The 18,528-nt window shown below is 67.5% G+C and carries 16 protein-coding genes; 6 read left to right on the plus strand and 10 right to left on the minus strand.

Annotated elements, in window-relative coordinates; translation table 11 throughout:
* Positions 1-25: 25 nt before the first annotated feature.
* The 4 genes from JK358_RS27525 to glpK (JK358_RS27540) form a co-directional block, all read right to left on the minus strand.
* Positions 26-925, minus strand: coding sequence for a LysR family transcriptional regulator (locus tag JK358_RS27525; protein ID WP_201952960.1), 900 nt, complete (start codon positions 923-925; stop codon positions 26-28).
* Between the two features lie 102 nt (positions 926-1,027).
* Positions 1,028-1,849 carry an MIP/aquaporin family protein gene (locus JK358_RS27530; protein WP_201952964.1) on the minus strand — a complete coding sequence of 274 codons (822 nt, stop codon included), beginning with the start codon at positions 1,847-1,849 and terminating at the stop codon, positions 1,028-1,030.
* 179 nt (positions 1,850-2,028) lie between these two features.
* Positions 2,029-3,708, minus strand: a complete 1,680-nt coding sequence (gene glpD / locus JK358_RS27535) for a glycerol-3-phosphate dehydrogenase (RefSeq protein ID WP_201952967.1) — start codon at positions 3,706-3,708, stop codon at positions 2,029-2,031.
* A 25-nt stretch (positions 3,709-3,733) separates the two neighbouring features.
* On the minus strand, positions 3,734-5,254 hold the full coding sequence (gene glpK / locus JK358_RS27540; protein WP_201952970.1) for a glycerol kinase GlpK: 1,521 nt from the start codon (positions 5,252-5,254) through the stop codon (positions 3,734-3,736).
* Positions 5,255-5,404: 150 nt separating this feature from the next.
* On the opposite strand from glpK (JK358_RS27540), the gene JK358_RS27545 reads away from it, so the two are divergent.
* The 3 genes from JK358_RS27545 (at position 5,405) to JK358_RS27555 (ending at position 8,630) form a co-directional block, all read left to right on the plus strand.
* The gene (locus tag JK358_RS27545) at positions 5,405-6,169 is read left to right on the plus strand and encodes an IclR family transcriptional regulator (RefSeq protein WP_201952975.1); all 765 of its coding nucleotides are present in this window, start codon (positions 5,405-5,407) and stop codon (positions 6,167-6,169) included.
* 28 nt (positions 6,170-6,197) lie between these two features.
* On the plus strand, positions 6,198-7,712 hold the full coding sequence (gene glpK, locus JK358_RS27550; protein ID WP_201952978.1) for a glycerol kinase GlpK: 1,515 nt from the start codon (positions 6,198-6,200) through the stop codon (positions 7,710-7,712).
* Between the two features lie 84 nt (positions 7,713-7,796).
* Positions 7,797-8,630, plus strand: a complete 834-nt coding sequence (locus JK358_RS27555) for a DUF72 domain-containing protein (RefSeq protein WP_201952981.1) — start codon at positions 7,797-7,799, stop codon at positions 8,628-8,630.
* A gap of 40 nt (positions 8,631-8,670) precedes the next feature.
* Here JK358_RS27555 and JK358_RS27560 read toward each other — a convergent pair whose 3' ends face one another.
* Positions 8,671-9,660: an acyl-ACP desaturase gene (locus tag JK358_RS27560; RefSeq protein WP_201952983.1), complete on the minus strand. Its 990-nt coding sequence runs from the start codon at positions 9,658-9,660 to the stop codon at positions 8,671-8,673.
* Between the two features lie 313 nt (positions 9,661-9,973).
* Here JK358_RS27560 and JK358_RS27565 point away from each other — a divergent pair, with 313 nt between their 5' ends.
* On the plus strand, positions 9,974-11,218 hold the full coding sequence (locus JK358_RS27565; RefSeq protein ID WP_201952984.1) for a KasA/KasB family beta-ketoacyl-ACP synthase: 1,245 nt from the start codon (positions 9,974-9,976) through the stop codon (positions 11,216-11,218).
* Between the two features lie 121 nt (positions 11,219-11,339).
* Positions 11,340-13,184 carry a long-chain-fatty-acid--AMP ligase FadD32 gene (gene fadD32 / locus JK358_RS27570; protein WP_201952987.1) on the plus strand — a complete coding sequence of 615 codons (1,845 nt, stop codon included), beginning with the start codon at positions 11,340-11,342 and terminating at the stop codon, positions 13,182-13,184.
* 28 nt (positions 13,185-13,212) lie between these two features.
* Here fadD32 and JK358_RS27575 read toward each other — a convergent pair whose 3' ends face one another.
* Together JK358_RS27575 and JK358_RS27580 are read right to left on the minus strand one after the other, a co-directional pair.
* Positions 13,213-14,106, minus strand: a complete 894-nt coding sequence (locus JK358_RS27575) for an STAS domain-containing protein (protein ID WP_232852008.1) — start codon at positions 14,104-14,106, stop codon at positions 13,213-13,215.
* Between the two features lie 122 nt (positions 14,107-14,228).
* Positions 14,229-15,524: a GGDEF domain-containing protein gene (locus JK358_RS27580; protein WP_201953000.1), complete on the minus strand. Its 1,296-nt coding sequence runs from the start codon at positions 15,522-15,524 to the stop codon at positions 14,229-14,231.
* 134 nt (positions 15,525-15,658) lie between these two features.
* Between JK358_RS27580 and JK358_RS27585 the strand changes: the two genes are divergently transcribed.
* A complete protein-coding gene (locus JK358_RS27585; protein WP_201953002.1) occupies positions 15,659-16,465 on the plus strand; it encodes an SAM-dependent methyltransferase in 807 nt (268 codons plus the stop codon).
* A gap of 47 nt (positions 16,466-16,512) precedes the next feature.
* On the opposite strand, the gene JK358_RS27590 is transcribed toward JK358_RS27585, so the two are convergent.
* From JK358_RS27590 to JK358_RS27600, 3 genes are read right to left on the minus strand one after another with little or no spacing between them, the layout of a single operon-like run.
* Positions 16,513-17,121: an NADPH-dependent F420 reductase gene (locus tag JK358_RS27590; protein ID WP_201953005.1), complete on the minus strand. Its 609-nt coding sequence runs from the start codon at positions 17,119-17,121 to the stop codon at positions 16,513-16,515.
* 54 nt (positions 17,122-17,175) lie between these two features.
* A complete protein-coding gene (locus JK358_RS27595; protein ID WP_201953007.1) occupies positions 17,176-18,348 on the minus strand; it encodes an NAD(P)/FAD-dependent oxidoreductase in 1,173 nt (390 codons plus the stop codon).
* Positions 18,345-18,527, minus strand: a complete 183-nt coding sequence (locus tag JK358_RS27600) for a rubredoxin (protein ID WP_201953010.1) — start codon at positions 18,525-18,527, stop codon at positions 18,345-18,347. Before JK358_RS27600 ends, JK358_RS27595 begins: the two co-directional genes overlap by 4 nt.
* Between the last annotated feature and the right edge of the window lies 1 nt (position 18,528).

An 18,528-nucleotide genomic window follows, 5' to 3' on the forward strand; every position in this document is an offset into this window, starting at 1 on the left:
CCGTTGAGCCCGGCGCAACGATCGCTCAGTCGCCGCCGGGCAGTTCGAGCGCCGCCTGGACGAAGGCGAGAATGCGCCCGGTTGTCTTGCCCGCCAACCACATCGGCAGATACTCCATGGGCAGGGCGTCCTCGATCGGGATGTACTCGACGCCGCGATGCCGGTAGTAGTGGAACACCGAGGCATCGCACTGCGCACACGCCTGCCCGGTGCCGACCAGCGAGAGCAGTTCCTGCCAGGTCTCCCCGACCGGCCCGGCCGCGATGGGGCGGCCCGACGGCGTGCGCTCGGGAATGTGCCGCTCCACCAGCTCCCGCGGAAAGTCGGCGTTCGGCGGCATCCGGATCAGCCGCACCTCGGCCAGATCCTCCAGCGTGATCGAATCACGCTGCGCGAAGGGATGATCCGCCGGAACCGCGAGCACCTTCTGCTCGGTGATGAGCGGCGGCCCCACGGTGATGTCGGGCTGCTCGATGGGCCCGATGAAGATCATGATCTCGACCTCGCCCGACCGCAGTGCGCCCAGCGCCTCGTACAGCTGCACCTCCCGGAACGCCACCTCGCATTCCGGATGCCGGGTGCTGAACAGGTGCGCGGCCCGCAGCGTCAGCGATCCCGCCGCCGCGCCGAGGAATCCGACCGTCAGCGTGCCGCCGATGCCGCGCGCGGAGGCGGTCGCCCGCCGCAGACCGGCATCGATCTGGTCGTAGCCGGGCCGGATGTCGGCGTGCAGTCGCAGCCCGATGGGCGTCATGCGCACCGTCCGGCTGGTGCGCTCGAAAAGCGGTGCGCCGATCCGCCGTTCCACATTCTTGATGGTCTGGCTGATCCTGCTGGTGCTCATGCCGAGCCGTTCGGCGGTGCGCCCGAAATGCAGTTCCTCGGCCAGCGTGAGGAATGCCTCCAGCTCCAGTCGTTCGAGCATTGCCCCCCGCATCATCCAGTTTCGTGGTCCGGATCATTCAACCGGGCGAAACGATCGGAGCGGTATAGGGCGAATGCCCGAGAAAATAGGGGCCGGTATCGGTTACAGGAACGCCTGTGCGGCCAATCCGGCGAGCGCGCCGCCCAGCAGCGGGCCGAGGACCGGCACCCAGGCGTAGGCCCAGTCGGGATTCTTGCGATGGGTTTCGGCGGGCTTGTCGGGAAGTTCGCGATGGCCGCCGACGCCGACGGTGAGGTTGGTGGAGACGTTCTTCGCCGCGACGGCGGCCGAATGATGGGTCGGCAGCAGGGCGTACGCGATGCGCGGGCCGAGGTCGCGGGCCGGGTTGATGGCGTACCCGGTCGGGCCGCCCAGTGACGCGCCGATGGCGACGACGAGCAGCGCGGCGGCCAGCGGTCCCAGTCCCGACGGGGTCCTGCCGAAGGCGATGATCACGAACACCAGCACGAAGGTGGCGATCACCTCGGTGAGGAAGTTCCACCGGTAGGACCGGATCGCGGGCACGGTGGCGAAGACGCCGAGCTTCTTCTCCTCATCGGTTTCCGCGTCGAAGTGCCGCTTGTAGGCCAGATAGGCGGCACACGCACCGAGGAACGCACCGACCAGCTGCCCGAGAATGTAGGCGACGGTATTGGTGAAGTTCACCTCGATGCCGGGCGCGTATTCGTCGGCCCCGGAGAAGAGGGTTCCGATGGTGACGGCCGGGTTGAGCGCGCCGCCGGTTTTGTAGGCGACATAGACGCCCGCGAAGACGCCCAGACCCCAGCCGAAGGTGATGAGCAGCCAGCCGCCCTCGAACCCTTTCGACTTGGCCAGCAAAACATTGGCGACGACACCCGCGCCCAGCAGGATGAGGATGCCCGTGCCCAGTGCCTCACTGACGAAAATCGAGCTGAAGTCCATGAAATGCGCCTCCGATCGGCGGTCGCTGAGATGCGAGAAAAACTCTAAGGTCTTTCGTACAGCAAACCCTCAGAAACACGCAATACGGAGATAATTTCCAGCAATTCCGATATGCGGGCACGACGAATAGCGCCGTGCCGGAAGCATTTCCGGCGCGGCGCTCGTCGAATCAGGAGGTACTAGCTCACCGCGACCATGCGCGCCGCGTTCGCGGCCTCGTCGTCACGGGCCTCGTTGGCGGCCAGTTCGGCATGCACGCGATCGAAGTACTTGTTGATCTCGGCATTGGTGCGCTCGGCATCCCAGCCCAGGTGCGGTGCGATCAGGGCGGCGATTTCCGGGGCCGCCTTCAGGCCGCGATCGGGCACCTCGATGGAGATGCGGGTGCGCCGGGTCAGCAGATCGTCGAGGTGCAGCGCGCCCTCGTGGGTGACGGCGTACACCGCCTCCGCGCCGATGTAGTCCTCCGCGCCCGCAATCGGCCGGCGCAGTTCGGGAGCCGCCGCGATGAGATCGAAGATCTCGTTGGCCAGCGAACCGTAGCGGCCCAGCAGATGCTCCACGACCTCGATCGGCAACTGTGCCCGCGCCGCGACACCGGCGACGTCGGCCAGCATGTCGGCGTAGCCGACCGCGCCCAGGATGGGCAGGTTCTCGGTCACCGACGGCGCGACATCGCTGCCCAGGCGCTCGGCGGCGGCGTCGACGACATCGGAGGCCATCACCCGGTAGGTGGTGTACTTGCCGCCCGCGATGACGAACAGCCCCTCGGCCGGCTCGGCCACCGCGTGCTCGCGCGACAGCTTGGCGGTCTCCTTGTTCGCGCCGGTCATGAGCGGCCGCAGGCCCGCGTAGGTGCCGACGATGTCGGCGCGGGTGAGCGGTTCGCGCAGCAGCGAATTCACGTGATCGAGGATGTACTGCACATCGGCGGCACTGGCGGTCGGATGGTTCTTGTCCAGCGACCAGTCGGTGTCGGTCGTGCCGATGATCCAGTGCTCGGCCCACGGGATCACGAACAGCACGGACTTCTCGGTGCGCATGATCAGGCCGGTGTCCATGTTCAGCCGCTCGCGCGGGACCATGATGTGCACGCCCTTCGACATGCGCACGTGGAAGGGGAATTCCACGCCGGTCATCTTGATCATGTCGTCGGTCCACACGCCGGTGGCCGAGATGACGGTGCGGGCGCGCACGGTGTGCTCGAGGCCGGTCTCCAGGTCGAGCACCTTCGCGCCGACGACCCGCTCACCCTCGCGCAGCAGGCCGGTGACCTTGGTGCGGGTCAGCACGGTCGCGCCGTGCTGGGCGGCGGTGCGCGCGATCATCATGGTGTGGCGGGCGTCGTCGACCTGCGCGTCGTAGTAGCGGATCGCGCCGATCATGGCGTCGTCCTTGAGCGCGGGCGCCAATTCCAGTGCGCCGGAACGGCTCAGGTGCTTGTGCATGGGCACCGAGCGCGCACCGCCGAGGGTGTCGTACAGGGCCACGCCCGCGCCGATGTAGGCGCGCTCCCACACCTTGTGCTGCAGCGGGAACAGGAATGACACCGGGTGCACCAGGTGCGGGGCCAGCTTGTTCAGCAGCAGGCCGCGTTCCTTCAAAGCCTCACGCACCAGGGCGAAGTCGAGCTGCTCCAGGTAGCGCAGGCCGCCGTGGATGAGCTTGGAGGACCGGCTCGAGGTGCCCGCGGCGAAATCGCGGGCCTCCACGAGCGCGACGGACAGGCCACGCGAGGCGGCATCCAGTGCGGCGCCGGCGCCGGTCACGCCACCACCGATCACCAGGACGTCGATCTCGGTGTCGCCCAGGGCATCGATGGCCCGGGCACGGTAGGCGGCATCCAATTGAGCGGACACGAGTTACTCCTTGTAATCGGTGTTGTCAGTCGTCCAGGTCAACCCAGTCGAGGGTGCGCGATACGGCTTTGAGCCAACGGGTGTAACCCTTTTCGCGCTGCTCCACGCTCGACGCGGGCTGCCAGCGTTTGCTCTCGTGCCAGTTGGCGACGAGTTCGTCGGTGTTCTTCCAGAAGCCGACGGCGAGCCCGGCCGCGTAAGCCGCTCCGAGCGCGGTGGTTTCGGCCACCACGGGGCGCGACACGGGGACGCCGAGGAAATCGGCCTGGATCTGCATGGCCAGTTCGTTGGCGGTGACGCCGCCGTCCACGCGCAGGGTGTCGAGCTTGACGCCGGAGTCCTGCTGCATGGCCTCGACCACGTCGCGGGTCTGGTAGCAGATGGATTCCAGTGTGGCCCTGGCCAAGTGGGCATTGTTGCTGTAGCGGGACAGGCCCACGATCACGCCGCGGGCGTCCGCGCGCCAGTAGGGCGCGAACAGTCCGGAGAAGGCGGGAACGAAGTACACACCACCTGTATCGGTAACAGTGCGCGCCAAGTCCTCCACCTGCGACGCACCCGAGATGATTCCGAGCTGATCCCGCAACCACTGCACCGCGGAGCCGGTGACGGCGATGGAGCCCTCCAGCGCGTACACCGGCTTGTCGGCGCCGAACTGGTAGGCGACGGTGGTGAGCAGGCCGTGCTTGGAGTGCACGATCTCGGTACCGGTGTTCAGCATCAGGAAGTTCCCTGTGCCGTAGGTGTTCTTGGCCTCGCCGGGCCGGAAGCAGACCTGGCCGACGGTGGCGGCCTGCTGATCGCCGAGCACACCGGCCACCAGCACCGAACCCTTGAAAGGCCCGTCCGGGTTGGTGTTTCCGAAGCCCTCCGGATTCGCCGACGGCGAGATCCGCGGCAGCATGGCGCGCGGCACCCCGAACACGTCGAGCAATTCCTCGTCCCAGTCCAGGGTTTCGAGGTTCATGAGCATGGTGCGCGAGGCGTTGGTGACATCGGTGACGTGCTCGCCGCCGCGCGCACCGCCGGTCAGATTCCAGATGAGCCAGGAGTCGGGGGTGCCGAACAGCGCGTCACCGCGCTCCGCGTCCTCCCGTACGCCCGGGACGTTGTCGAGGATCCACTTCAGCTTGCCGCCGGAAAAGTAAGGGGCGGGCGGCAATCCAGCGCGCTCGCGAATGAGTTCGGTGTGGCCCGCCTTCTCGACCTCGGCGATGATGCGGTCGGTGCGGGTGTCCTGCCAGACGATGGCGTTGTAGTAGGGGCGTCCGGTGCGGCGGTTCCACACGATGGTGGTCTCACGCTGATTGGTGACGCCGACGGCGGCCAGATCGGCGGCCGTGAGATCGGCCACGGCGAGCGCCGTTTTGATGACGGTGCGGGTACGTTCCCAGATCTCGTCCGGATTGTGTTCGACCCATCCGGCGTGCGGCATGATCTGCTCGTGTTCGAGTTGATGCCGGGCAACCACATTGCCCCCGTGGTCGAACACCATGAATCGCGTGGAGGTCGTGCCTTGGTCGATGGCTCCGACGTACTGCGGCATCGCGGTCCTTTCCGGAAACTCGTCATTGAGTCCGTTTGCCCTGGTGGGCGGTGCTCCCACTGCACCCGACCGCAACTTTACGAAGCTATTACCCGTGCGCACAGCACTGCCGTTCGACAATGCCGAACGGTTTGCTGGTAGGTTACGGCCATGCCGGGTCCGATTCAGTCGATCGAGCGTGCGGCGGCCGTGCTGCGCCTGCTCGCACGCGGATCCGGGCGGATGGGCGTGGGCGAGATCGCCGCCGCGCTCGGCCTGGCCAAACCCACCGCACACGGCATTCTGCGCACGCTGCAGGGCGTCGGCTTCGTCGACCAGGACCCGGTGAGCGGCAAGTATCAGCTCGGCTCCGACCTGAGCGGACTCGGCGGCGGACTACTGGATGCCAACGAGTTGCGGTCCCGTGCCATCAACCGCGCCGACGCGCTGGCCGCCCGCAGTGGTGAATCCGTGCGCATCGCGACCCCGCACGACGGGGGAGTGGCCGTGGTGCACCACGTCTTTCGCCCCGACAACACCGAACAGGCCCTCGAAGTGGGAGAGATCCTGCCCGCGCACGCCACCGCCCTCGGCAAGGTGCTGCTGGCCTACGACGCCGAACTCGCCGCCGCCGTCCGCGGCCACGACCTGCCCGCCCTCACCCACCGCACTCTCACCACCGGCCCCGCCCTGGGCCGCGCCCTCACCGAGGTGCGCCGCACCGGCTGGGCCGGGGATATCGGCGAATACCGCGCCGCCGAAGCGAGTATCGCCGCCCCCATTCGCGGCCGCGGCGGCCTGGTGGTCGGAGCCATCGCCATCACCGGCCCCGTCGACCGCCTCTGCGACGCCCAGTTGCGTTTCCGCCCGGCGCTCGTCGCTCAGGTACGCGATGCCGCCCACGCGGTCTCGCGGGATCTCGGTGGCGCACAATGACTTTCACGCACGCTAGGAGCAGGCTCGGATGACGCAACGCTATGTGCTCGCCATCGACCAGGGCACCACCTCCACCCGCTGCATCCTCTTCGACCAGCGCGCCCGCCTGGCCGGGGTCGCGCAGCGCGAGCACCGCCAGCACTATCCGCGTCCCGGCTGGGTGGAGCAGGACGCGTTGGAGATCTGGAAGAACGTCGAGCGCATAGTCCCTGCCGCACTGCGGGATTCGGGCATCACCGCCGATCAGGTGGCCGCCGTGGGCATCGCCAACCAGCGCGAGACCACGGTCGTCTGGGACCGCCGCACCGGCACCCCCCTCACCCGCGCCATCGTCTGGCAGGACGTCCGCACCGAGGATCTCGTCCGCGCCTTCGCCGAAACACCTGGTGCGCAACGCATCCGAGATCTCTGCGGCCTTCCGCTGGCCACCTACTTCGCCGCCCCCCGCCTGCGCTGGCTGCTCGACAACATCTCCGGCCTGCGCGCCCGCGCCGAACGCGGCGAAGTCCTGTTCGGCACCATGGAAACCTGGCTCATCTGGAATCTCACCGGCGGCGCGGACCACGGCGTCCACGTCACCGACGTCACCAACGCCGGCCGCACCCTGCTCATGAACCTCGAAACCCTGGACTGGGACGCCGAACTCCTGGACTTCTTCGGCATCCCGCGCGCCATGCTCCCCCGCATCGAGCCCTCCACGGGCGATTTCGGCACCGCCCGCCGCGTCCTGCCCGGCGTCCGCATCGCCGCCGCCCTGGGCGACCAGCACGCCGCCCTCTTCGGCCAAACCTGCTTCGCCCCCGGTGAAACCGAATGCACCTACGGCACAGGTGGTTTCATGCTCATGAACACCGGAACCGAACTCATCCGCTCCACGCACGGCCTGCTGACCACCATCGGCTACCAGGTGGGCCCGGACCCGGTGTACGCCCTCGAAGGCCCGATCGCCGTCACCGGCTCCCTGGTCCAATGGCTCCGCGACAACATCGGCCTCATCGCCAGCGCCCCCGAAATCGAAACCCTCGCCGCCACAGTCGAAGACAACGGCGGCTGCTACCTCGTCCCCGCCTTCTCCGGCCTCTACGCCCCGCACTGGCGCAGTGACGCCCGCGGCCTGCTCATCGGCCTCACCTCCTACATCACCAAGGGCCACATAGCGCGAGCGGTCCTCGAGGCCACGGCCTGGCAGACCCGAGACGTGGTCGAGGCCATGAACGCCGACTCCGGCCTGCACGCCGAAGCCCTCCGCGTGGCAGGCGGCATGACCTCCGACAACCTGTTGATGCAGACCATCGCCGATGTCCTCGACATCCCCGTCATGCGCCCGATCGTCGCCGAGACCGTCTCGCTGGGCGCGGCCTACGCGGCCGGCCTGGCCGTCGGCTACTGGCCGGACCTGGAGGGCCTGCGGCACAACTGGCGGCTCGCCGCCCAGTGGATCCCTCGGATGGATCCCGGTCACCGCGAGGCCGAGTACGACAACTGGAAACGTGCCGTCGAACTCACCTTCGGCTGGGTGCGGCCCCGGAAATCTGTCCGATAGACGAAACCGTAAGCAGGCCCTGCCGTCATATCCCGGGAAGTCTAACGACGCAGTACCGCAACCGGCGTCCGATAACGTGCAGGTATGCGGCTTCACGTGGGATGTGCGATGTGGCAACACCCGGATTGGCAGGAGAGACCACTACCCCCGGCGGAGCGGCTTCGGTCGTATTCGTCGTGGTGCAATGCGGTGGAGGGGAATACGACGTTCTATGCGACTCCGCAGCGGCGGACGGTGGAATCGTGGGCGCGGCAAACGGATCCGGGCTTCCGGTTCGTGATGAAGTTGCCGCGCACCGTGACTCACGATCGCAGGCTGACCGGTATCGACGACGAGATGAATGCCTTCCTGGAGGCGGTGGAGCCGCTGGGGCGTCGGCTGCACGCGCTGTGGGTGCAGCTTCCCGGCTCGTTCACCGACCTGCCCGCGCTGGCGGATCTGCTGGAGGGCCTGCCGGTGCGCCATCGGGTGGCGGTGGAGGTGCGGCATCCGGCCTTCTTCGAGAACCAGAGGGCCATAACCCAATTGGAGTCGGTGCTGGCGAAGACGGGCGCGGAGTGGGTGCCCTTCGACACCACCGCGCTGTTCTCGGGTCCGCCGCAGAGTACGGCCGAGCAGGAGGCGTACGCGAAGAAGCCGCGGGTGCCGCGGCGGATGCGGGCGCTGACCGAATTCCCGATCATCCGCTATCACGGCCGTGACGATGTGGATCGCACGGTGGCGGGCTGGCAGCCCTGGGTGGATACGGTCAGTGCCTGGCTGCGCGAGGGCCGTTCGCCGACGGTGTTCGTGCACACCCCCGACAATGCGAAGGCACGCACGCTCGCCCGCCGTTTCCACGGTGAGGTGCGAGCGCGCGTGCCCGAGTTGGAGCCGCTCCCGGATCCGGTGCCGACCGATCCGATGACGCTGTTCTAGCCGCCGCCGTGACGTCGACGCCGCAGCGTCGGTGTCGCGACTAGGCCATCGCGTGTTCGCGCCGGGCGGCCTCGCGGGCGAGCGCCTTGTCGCGCTGTTCCTCGAATCGCACCACGTCCTTGCGCAGCCGCTCGATGAATTCGCCGAGATCGTTGCGCAGCTGCTCACCGCGCGCCCCGAAATCGTTGCGCTCCATGACATTCCACTTCTTCAGCACCGGCATGACCACTTCCTCGAGGTGCTGGCGCAGATCGTAGATGCCGTGCTTGGCCATGAGCACCCCGTTGCGCCGGAAATTGGGCATGCCCGCGCCCGGCATCTGGAAGTTCTGGACCACATTGCAGATGGCTTCCAGTGCCTGATCCGGCGAGACGTCCAGCGCCGCTTCGCAGATGTTGCGATAGAAGATCATGTGCAGGTTCTCGTCGGCGGCGATGCGCTGCAGCATGCGGTCCGCGATGGGGTCGTTGCACACCTTGCCGGTATTGCGATGAGAAACGCGAGTGGCCAATTCCTGAAATGTCACATAGACGACGGAGTGCATAAATCCGGCATCTGCCCGAATTGCCTGATTGCCCGTGCCCCGCTGCACCAGGTTCATGGCCGAATAGCCATTGGTCATATGCACCATGCGATCCCGTTCCAGCGCCACCGGATCCACGCCCCGGGTCACCACGAGATAGTCGCGGATGACGATGCCGTGCCGGTTCTCCTCGGCGGTCCAGCGTCCCACCCAGGTGCCCCACGCGCCGTCCTGGGAGAAGTTCTCCGCGATCTCCCGGTGATAACTGGGCAGATTGTCCTCGGTGAGAAGATTGGTGATCATGGCCGCGCGGGCGACCTCGCTGAGTCGCGATTGTCCGAGTTCCCAATCATCGCCGTCCATAGCTGCGAAGTTGCGACCCTCATCCCACGGCACATAGTCGTGCGGATGCCAGTCCTTGGCCATGGATAGATGCCTGTTCACATTCTGCTCGGCAATCGGTTCCAGCTCCATGAGCAGTTCCAACTGCGTGAGACTCCTGGCCACTGTGGTGTGCCCTCCCTCGAAATGGCTCGGCGCTGCGGAATGATGGTGCAGAACTGTGCAGAACACTGCCTGGCATAGTGCAGGGGAATGCTGGTCGGCCGACGGCCCGTTGAAGTGATCCCGGAAGCCCGCGTGTCGTCCGAGGAGACTGGTCGGCTTCGCCTCGGATAATCTAGCCCAGTTCGCCGGATATTGGCTCATCCCCCGCCGAAGTCTTTCACGGCCGGGTGCGTTCGCTAGCTGCAAAACAGTCCTTGACAGCCCACGCGGATCGAAATCTGGTTCGCCGGAGCATTGCTACGGAGAGTGGAACATGCAGACGCCCAACCGCAGGAAGTTCCCCGACGTCGTGGTCACCTCGCTGGCCGCCACCACGTCGATCGCCGGTGACGTCGATTCGACCTGGAAGGGACTACTCAACGGCGAGAGCGGGATCGACGTCCTGGAGGACAGCTTCCTCGACGATTTCGAACTGCCGGTCCGCATCGGCGGGCACCTCAAGGTGACGCCGACATCCCAGCTCACCCAGGCGGAATGCCGCCGCATGTCCTACGTGGAGCAGATGGCCACCGTGCTCGGCCGCGAGGTCTGGCGCAATGCCGGCAATCCGGAGGTGGATCGGGATCGGCTGGGCGTCTCCATCGGCACCGGCCTGGGCGGCGCGGAGATGCTCATCATCGCGCGCGACAAGCTGGCGCACGGCGGGTACCGCAAGGTGTCGCCGCTGACCGTGCAGACCACCATGCCGAACGGCCCGGCGGCCATCGTGGGCACCGAACTCGGTGCGCGGGCAGGCATTACGACGCCGGTTTCAGCCTGTTCGTCCGGTTCCGAGGCGATCGCCAATGCCTGGCAGCGCATCGTCATGGGCGAGGCGGACATGATGGTGACCGGCGGTGTCGAGGGGTCTATCCAGGCCCTCCCGATCGCCGGATTCTCCATGATGCGCGCCATGAGCACCCGCAACCACGATCCGAAGGGCGCCTCCCGCCCCTTCGACAAGGACCGCGACGGCTTCGTCTTCGGTGAGGCCGGCGCGCTCATGGTCATCGAAACCGAGGAGCACGCGCGGGCGCGCGGCGCGACCATCCACGCGCGGATCATGGGCGCGGGCATCACATCCGACGGCTTCCACCTCGTCGCCCCGGATCCCGAGGGCACCGGCGCGGCGCGCGCCATGGCCCGCGCCATGGAGCACGCCGGATTGGCGAAATCCGATGTGTCCCATATCAATGCGCACGCGACGGCCACCCCGATCGGCGACACGGCGGAGGCGAACGCCATCGCGCAAGCGGTCGGCAACCATGCCGCGGTGTACGCGCCCAAGTCGGCGCTGGGGCACTCCATCGGCGCGGTGGGTGCGCTCGAATCGGTCATCACGGTCCTGAGCGTCCGCGACGGAATCGTCCCGCCCACCTTGAATTTGGACAATCTGGACCCCGAAATCGATCTGGACGTGGTGCACGGCCAAGCCCGTACCGGTCGGTACGAATATGCCCTCAACAACTCGTTCGGATTCGGCGGGCACAATGTCGCGCTGGCCTTCGGCCGGTACTGAGTGACGCGGGATTACGACACCTGCTAATCTCTGGCAGCCCGCTTCTGGGGCCCTTCGGTGTCGATCTTTGTTCGGTGTCACTGCACAGCCATGGCTGCTGTGAGTTGAAAAAGGATAGGGAATGATCGGCGAGACCTTCGATGACTATCTGGACGAGCACGGCAACATCAGGATTCCTGACGGCCTGACCATGATCGACCTGGTCGACAAGCACAGTCAGGCCAATGGGGACGAGCTCGCCTACCGCTTTATCGACTATTCGCGCGAACGGGACGGCGAGTACCACGACATCACGTGGAACCAGTTCGGCGTCCGGCTGCGCGCGGTGGCCGCCCGGCTGCAGCAGGTGACGCAGCCGGGCGACCGGGTGGCAATCCTGGCTCCGCAGGGACTCGACTACATCGTGGCCATGTACGCCGCGGTGTACGCGGGCAATATCGCCGTGCCGCTGTTCGATCCGGACGAACAGGGCCACTCCGATCGGCTGCACGCCGTGCTCGAGGACTGTCAGCCCTCCGCGATCCTCACGGTGGCTCCCGCCGCGGCCGGGGTGCGCGATCTGTTCAAGGATCGGCCCGCGCCGCAGCGGCCGCGCATCATCGCGGTGGAGGCGATTCCGGACAGCGTGGGGGTGTCCTGGGTGCGCCCGGACATCCACATCGACTCCATCGCCTACCTGCAGTACACCTCGGGTTCCACCCGCACCCCGGCCGGCGTGGAGATCACGCACCGCGCGGTGGGCACCAACCTGCTGCAGATGATCGATGCCATCGGCATCACCGAGAAGGCCCGCGGCGTCACCTGGCTGCCGCTGTTCCACGATATGGGCCTGCTGACGGTGATCCTGCCGACGATCGGCGGCAAGTACATCACCATCATGTCGCCGAGCGCCTTCGTGCGGCGGCCCTACCGCTGGATCAAGGAGCTCGCGGCGCAGGAGGACGGTGCCGAGATCTTCGCCGCCGCACCGAATTTCGCCTTCGAGCACGCGGCGGTGCGCGGTCTGCCGAAGCCGGGGGAGTCGCTGGATCTGTCCAATGTGATCGGCCTGATCAACGGCAGCGAACCGGTGTCGGTGACGTCGATGAAGAAGTTCAACGACGCCTTCGAGCCCTACGGTCTGCCCAAGACCGCCATCAAGCCCTGCTACGGCATGGCCGAGGCCACCCTGTTCGTCTCCGCCACCAAGCGGGACGACGAGGCGCGCACGGTCTACGTGGACCGCACCGAGCTCAACGCGGGCCGCATGACCGAGGTGGCTCCGGACGCGGAAAACGCTGTGGCACAGGTGTCCTGCGGGTACGTGGCGCTGTCGCAGTGGGCGGTCATCGTGGATCCGGCCACCGGCGCGGAGAAGGCCGACGGCGAGGTCGGCGAGATCTGGCTGCACGGCGGGAACATGGGCATCGGCTACTGGGGACGGCCGGAGGAGAGCGTCGCGACGTTCGAGAACCGGCTCGAGTCCCGTCTGCCGCAGGGCAGTCACGCCGAGGGCGCGGCCGCCGACGCCCGGTGGATGCGCACCGGCGACTTCGGCTCCTACTACGACGGCGAGCTCTACATCACCGGCCGCGTCAAGGATCTGGTGATCGTGGACGGCCGCAACCACTATCCGCAGGATCTCGAGTACTCGGCGCAGGAGTCCAGCACGGCGCTGCGGCCCGGCTTCGTCGCGGCCTTCTCGGTCGCCGACGACGACAACTCCGAGAAGCTGGTGATAGTGGCCGAACGGGGCACGGGCGCAGCGAAATTGGATCCGGAGCCGATCGCGGAGACGGTCCGCGCCGCCATCGCCAAGCGGCACGGGGTGAACGTCGGGGATCTGCTGCTGGTGCCCGCCGGATCGATTCCGCGCACCTCCAGCGGCAAGATCGCCCGGCGGGCCTGCAAGACGGCGTATGTGGAGGGCACACTGCGCGGCGGCTACCGCCAGCAGGCGTTCCCCGACGCCGTCGACCAGAGCTAGTTCGAACGACGTTGTGCCGCACCGTCGCTCAGGAATTGTCGGCGGCGGTGCGGCTCACCTCGTAGCCGAGTAGGCGCTCGGCCTCCTCGATGCCGCCCTGGAGATCGCCGACCGCGTTCATCTTGGACAGGTCCAGGCCGATGGCCACCAGCGTCAGCGCGATCTCCGAGGACAGCCCGGTGATGATCACGCTCGCGCCCATGAGCCCCGACGCGTCCACCGTCTGCACCAGGTGGTTGGCCACCGTGGAGTCGATGGTCGGCACACCGGTGATATCGATGACCACCACTTTCGCGCGATTGGCGCGGATCGCCCCCAGGAGCTGTTCGGTCAGCTGCCGGGCGCGCTGCGAGTCCAGCACGCCGATGATGGGCAGGATCAGCAGTTGCTCACGCACCTGCAGCACCGGCGTCGACAGCTCGCGAATGGCCTCCTGCTGCTGCCGGATGATGCGTTCGCGCTCCTCCACGAAGGACACGCCCACGGTGTTGGCGATCCGGTTGGCGGCCGGTTCGTAGGCGTCCAGCACCTGGTTCAGGAATTCGAAGTCGTTCTGGTACTTCTCGAACAGCGAGCGCGCCAGCACATCTCGCAGCAGCAGCACGATGCCGAGCACCTCGTCGGTCTCGACGCCGCGCGGGATGATGCGTTCGGAGAGATTGCGCGCGTAGTTCTGCAGCGCCTCGACGCTGCCGGTCTCGAGCACCTCGACGTAGTTGTCGTAGAGCGAGGTGGCCTCGGAGAAGATCTCGTCCGGGCTCATGGCGGTGAGCAGCTTGGCATCGGTGATGCGCCGGGCCCATTCCTCGCGCAGCACGGTGCGGTTCTGGCGTAGGTGTTCGACGAGTTCGGGCAGCAAGCCCTCGCCGGGTCTGTCCAGGAGCAGGATGTCGTCGCTCGGGCCGAGCGAGCTCGGGGCCATGTCGTCCTCCACCGGTGGCACTGCGGGAAGTTTGCTCTGACAAATGGGTGACACTAGCCCCCTTATGCGCGAACGGCCATGAATTCGACGCCAAGTCCCCCTGACACAATCCGCGTGAACCCTCAGCCCGCGCGCCCAGCCGCCTTGGCCCAGTACATGCTGTAGTCCGCCGCCTGCACCAGCGCGTCGGCCGTGGTGTCGCCCGCCCGCTCCTCCGCGATGCCCACGCTGGCGGTGACCGTCAGCCGATGCCCGTCCGCATCGAACGGCAGCGCGAAGGCCGCGCGCACGTGGTGGGCCAGCTCCTCGACATCGGTGGCGGAATCCGGCACCAGGATGACGAATTCGTCGCCGCCGATGCGGGCGGCGAGCTGCCCCGGTCCGGTGGCGCAGGCTTCCAGCCGGGCCGCGGCCTGGACGAGCAGTTCGTCGCCGGCGGCGTGCCCGTAGGTGTCGTTCACCGACTTGAAGTTGTCGAGATCCAGGTAGCACAGGCCGATGCGGGCCTCGGGATCGGCGAAGGCGGCAGTGAGGGCGTCGAAGAAGCGGGAGCGATTGGCCAGGCCGGTGAGCTGGTCGTGGTGGGCGCGGAAGTGCAGATGTTCGCGCAGGGCGCGCTGCTCCGAAATGTCTTCCACCAGAATGAGGGTGTACTGCGGTTTGCCGTGGTCGTCCCGAATGAGGGAGACATTGATCTTGGTCCACACGGTGTGCCCGTCCCGGTGCGGATAGGCCTTCTCCAACTGCACATTGTCGTGATCGCCGCGCAGTACCGCGCCGTAGAGCGGCCACATGGCCGGATCGTCCTCGGGATGGGTCAGATCGGTGACCGATAACTCGCACATCTCGGCGGGCGTGTAGCCCAGCATCTCCGCGAAGGCGGCGTTCACCTCGATGATGCGGCCGGACATATCGGATAACCCGGTCCCGATCCCGGCCTGCGCGAACACCGCCCGGAAGCGCGCCTCACTGGCCCGCAACTGCTCCTGCACGCGCTGCCGGGCCTCGATATCGGCCTTGCGGACGCTCTCCTGCTCGGCCAGCAGCCACTGCCGGAACGCGCGCACATAGCCGGAGGCGAACGCCCCCAGCAGTTCCGCGCCGCGTTCGGCCGGAATCGTCCCGTTCTGTGCGAAATACGCGTCCAGCACCGCGATGGTGCGGCCCAGCACCTCGTTCCCGACGAAGTGCGCGCGCGCCAGTTCCGCGCCGAGTTCCGCCACCCGACCGGCTGGTTCTCCATCGGCCGCCGCCTGCGCGAACCGCGCCGCCAGCCGGGACAGCAGGGCGTACGCCTCCGACCGGCTCATGGGCACCACATGATCGCGGGTCCCGCTGCCGAGCGCGGCGGCCCACTGCTCTACCAGGTCGGCGTGCGGGCCAGCCCGATCCGGCCCACCCCCGGGATCCGACGCCATGAGGGTCGATGGTAGCCCGACCGGTTGGTGCTGCGAACACCACCCCGATATCACGATTTGGGATACCATTGCGGCGCTTCACCATTGGTGGGGCGAGGGTGGATGTTTGTGGTTCGAGAGGGGCTGTGGATCCGATGACCAGACCGAGTTGGGCTCCCGAGGGCATCGATTTGGATCGCCCCAGCGCCTCCCGCGTGTACGACTACTTCGTCGGCGGCATGCACAACTTCGAGATCGACCGCGAACTCGCGCTCATGATCGAGAAGTTCACCCCCAACGTCGCCGAGACCATGCGCGCCAACCGGGATCTGCTGCGGCGCTGCGTCCGATTCCTGATCGACGAGGGCATCGACCAGTTCCTGGACCTGGGCTCGGGCATCCCCACCGTCGGCAATGTGCACGAGGTCGCACAGGCCCGAAACCCCGAAGCCCGAGTGGTTTACGTCGATATCGACCCGGTGGCGGTGGCGCACAGCCAGGCCATCCTGGACGGGAACGAGCGCGCGGTCGTCGTACACGCGGATGTGGCCGATCCGGAAGCCATCCTCGCCGATCCGGCCGTGGCCGCACTGCTCGATTTCGACCGGCCGATCGCCGTATTGCTCTTGGGCGTCCTGCATTTCGTGCCCGACGACGCCGACCCGCTGGGCGCCGTCCGCACCCTGCTCGAGGTGTGCGCGCCGGGCAGCTATGTGGCGATCACGCACGCCACGCTGGACGGCCAGCCCCAGGAAGTGCTTGACGCGCAGAAGCTTTCGGGACGCACGTCCACCGAGATCGTGCTGCGCGGCAAGGACGAGATCGCGAAGTACTTCCACGACTGGACGCTCCTCGAACCCGGCCTGGTGCACCTGCCGCTGTGGCGGCCGGACAATCCGGAGGACATCGGCGAGCACCCGGAGGCGTCGGGCGCCTACGGCGGACTCGCGCGCAAGGACTGAGCCGGGTCGTCCACCGGGAATGCGTCGGGCCGCACGCCGGCTCCCGGCTACGGCGCGATCATCGGGATACTGAGGCGGCGCAGCGCGCCGCCCGGCTGCAACACCACGCTGTCCTCGATATTGCCGATGACGATCGGCACGAACCCGGTGGATTTGATCAGCTCGCCCACCCGGCTCAGGGCCGCCGGATGATCCCCGGCGATCGGGGCCACGATGCGCCCCAGCGAGGTCAGCGGACCGGACCGGTACATGGGTGTGGTGAAACTGTTGAAAGCCTTAACCACCTGCGCCTTCGGTACCAGATCGGCCACGATCGCGCTGGTCGGCCGGGTGCCGGTGTCCACCATGGTGACGGTCCCGTCGGCCTCGCGGGCGATGGGATTGGCCGGATCGATCCAGATCTTGCCGTCGATGGGCGGCAGTTCGGCGGTGAGATCCTCCAGCTGGGTCCACTGCACCGCGCCGACCAGCAGTTCGGCCGCCGCCGCCACCTTCTCCACCGATTCCGCCCGGGTACGGTGTAATTCCCTGTCCAGCAACAGCTTCGACAGCTGTTCGAGGTGGCGGCTGGCGATGTGCACGGTGTGCCCGGCGCGGTCGAAGAGCCCCGCCAGGCTCAGCCCGATATGGCCGGCGCCGAAGATTCCCACATCCATCTCGCACTCTCCTTGAGTACACGTCTGGAACGCAGGTACCCGGCAATTATCGCGCTAACGTCGCACGGAGGGAAACGGCCGGGCCGATTCCATGGTCTGCCGGACCGTGCGCAGCTCCTTCGGGCGGCCGATGGCGGCCGCGCCGACCAGTTCACCGTGCCGCAGCGCCAGCGCCGCGAAATCCCGATCGGGCAGCGAACCCTGCACCACCAGCTCGTCGTGCGGATGCATCCAGCCCGCGAACTGGATGTTCACGCCGTATTGGCTGGACCAGCCCCACGGCGTCTCGAAATCCGGAGCCGGTTGTCCCAGCATGGATTTCGCCGCCGCCGCGCCGTCGTAGCGGGCGCTGTTCCAGTGCTCGCTGCGCTCGTGCTGCCCGAGCTGCGGCAGGAACCGGTTGGCCACATCGCCCGCGGCGAAGACGCCGGGCCGGGACGTGCGGTAGCGCTCGTCCACCAGGATGCCGTTGTCCACGTCGAGTCCGGCCGAGCGGGCGAGCTCGTCGCTGGGGCTGGAGCCGATGGCCACCAGAACCGTTCCGGCGGTCCAGGTCCGGCCGTCGATGGCGGTGGCGGTGATGGTGCCCCCGGGATCGTCGGCGATCTCCGACAGCAGCACATCGTTCTCGATGGGCACGTCGTGCGCGGCGTGCAGATCGCGCACGACCTCCGAGACCGCCTCGGGGAGGATGCGCTCGAGCGGAGCCGTCCCCGCGTGCAGGATGCGGACATCCGCTCCCAGCGCGCGGGCGGTGGCGGCCACCTCGCAGCCGATCAGGCCCGCGCCGATCACCAGCAGCGAGCCGGTGGACAGAATCGAATCCCGCAGCGCGGCAATGTCTTCGATACCGCGCAGGGTGTGGGTCCGGGCCTCCGGGGTGGGGTGCAGGGTGTTGGCGCGCGCACCCGTGGCCAGCAGCAGGCTGTCGTAGGCGAGGGCCTCGCCCGTGCGCAGCCGCACCCGCCCGTCCTCGACGGCGACCACGGTGGTGCCGGTGAGCAGCGCGATATCCTGTGCCGCCCAGGAGGATTCGGTGTCGATCAGGCATTTCTCCAGGGCGATCGTCCCCGCCAGCAGGTCTTTGGACACCACCGGCCGCCGATACGGCGCGATCGGCTCGGAGCCGATCAGCGTGATCGACCCCTCGAAGCCCTCCTTGCGCAGCGTCTGCGCGGCCGTCGCTCCGGTGACGCCCGCGCCGACGATGACGATCCGTTCGGTCACGGCCGGCTGACCTCGACCATGGCGAAATCGGCTTTGGCCGCACCGCAATCCGGGCAGGACCAGTCGTCCGGGATGTCGTCCCAGCGGGTGCCGGGTTCGATGCCGTCCTCGGGCCAGCCCAGCGCCTCGTCGTATTCGAAGCCACACTGGATACAGCGGAAGAGTTTGTAGTCGTTCATG

This window comes from Nocardia acididurans, from assembly GCF_016741815.1.
In the GTDB taxonomy this organism is placed as follows: domain Bacteria; phylum Actinomycetota; class Actinomycetes; order Mycobacteriales; family Mycobacteriaceae; genus Nocardia; species Nocardia acididurans.

Bases quoted from the DNA above. Each gene is read 5' to 3' on its own strand.
- JK358_RS27525 (WP_201952960.1), bottom strand. From the start codon at position 925: ATGCTCGAACGACTGGAGCTGGAGGCATTCCTCACGCTGGCCGAGGAA.
- JK358_RS27530 (WP_201952964.1), bottom strand. From the start codon at position 1,849: ATGGACTTCAGCTCGATTTTCGTCAGTGAGGCACTGGGCACGGGCATC.
- glpK (WP_201952970.1), bottom strand. From the start codon at position 5,254: ATGCCGCAGTACGTCGGAGCCATCGACCAAGGCACGACCTCCACGCGA.
- JK358_RS27545 (WP_201952975.1), top strand. From the start codon at position 5,405: ATGCCGGGTCCGATTCAGTCGATCGAGCGTGCGGCGGCCGTGCTGCGC.
- glpK (WP_201952978.1), top strand. From the start codon at position 6,198: ATGACGCAACGCTATGTGCTCGCCATCGACCAGGGCACCACCTCCACC.
- JK358_RS27555 (WP_201952981.1), top strand. From the start codon at position 7,797: ATGCGGCTTCACGTGGGATGTGCGATGTGGCAACACCCGGATTGGCAG.
- JK358_RS27565 (WP_201952984.1), top strand. From the start codon at position 9,974: ATGCAGACGCCCAACCGCAGGAAGTTCCCCGACGTCGTGGTCACCTCG.
- fadD32 (WP_201952987.1), top strand. From the start codon at position 11,340: ATGATCGGCGAGACCTTCGATGACTATCTGGACGAGCACGGCAACATC.
- JK358_RS27575 (WP_232852008.1), bottom strand. From the start codon at position 14,106: ATGGCCCCGAGCTCGCTCGGCCCGAGCGACGACATCCTGCTCCTGGAC.
- JK358_RS27580 (WP_201953000.1), bottom strand. From the start codon at position 15,524: ATGGCGTCGGATCCCGGGGGTGGGCCGGATCGGGCTGGCCCGCACGCC.
- JK358_RS27585 (WP_201953002.1), top strand. From the start codon at position 15,659: ATGACCAGACCGAGTTGGGCTCCCGAGGGCATCGATTTGGATCGCCCC.
- JK358_RS27590 (WP_201953005.1), bottom strand. From the start codon at position 17,121: ATGGATGTGGGAATCTTCGGCGCCGGCCATATCGGGCTGAGCCTGGCG.
- JK358_RS27600 (WP_201953010.1), bottom strand. From the start codon at position 18,527: ATGAACGACTACAAACTCTTCCGCTGTATCCAGTGTGGCTTCGAATAC.